The organism is Rhizobacter sp. P3_B12 (assembly GCF_056402895.1).
This window is the reverse complement of sequence record NZ_JBFUGN010001718.1, coordinates 1-604: the sequence shown is the minus strand read 5'-3', so window position 1 is coordinate 604 and position 604 is coordinate 1. Positions and strand designations below refer to the sequence as shown.

The window sequence follows — 604 nt, the reverse complement described above, 5'->3', positions numbered from 1 at the left end:
CAACTACCTGCTGAAGGAAGTGCGGCCACTGCAGGACGCCTACCTGGCCGCCTCGCTCGACATGGTGCGCTTCCAGGAATCGCAGATGCAGGACGCTGCGCGCCAGGCCCAGGATTCGGGCCGTGCGGGGATCGTCACGACGCTGGTGCTGGCCGGCGTGGCCGCGCTGTGCGGCGTCGCCATCAGCCTGGTGATCAGCCGCTCGATCACCGGCGCGCTGCGCCGCGCGGTGCTGGTGGCCGAGACGGTGGCGGCCGGCGACCTGACCTCGCGCATCGAGGTGCACAGCGGTGATGAGACCGGGCAGTTGCTGGGCGCGCTGCAGGTGATGAACGACAGCCTGGTGCGGGTGGTCGGCGCAGTGCGGGCCGGCTCGGACAGCATCGCGACCGGCTCGAGCCAGATCGCCGGCGGCAACGCCGACCTGTCGCAGCGCACCGAGGAGCAGGCGTCGAACCTGCAGCGCACGGCAGCGTCGATGGAGCAGATCACCGCGACGGTGCGGGCGAATGCCGACACCGCACGCCAGGCCACGCAGCTCGCGAGCTCGGCCCGCCAGGTGGCGGTGCAGGGCGGCGACGTGGTCGGCAGGGTGGTGACGACG

General features: G+C 72.0%; 1 protein-coding gene. It reads left to right on the top strand.

Going from position 1 to position 604, the window contains the following annotated elements:
- Nucleotides 1-19: 19 nt before the first annotated feature.
- The coding region (locus tag AC1D01_RS37850) for a HAMP domain-containing protein (RefSeq protein ID WP_477875118.1) at nt 20-604 on the top strand (585 nt) is incomplete at its 3' end.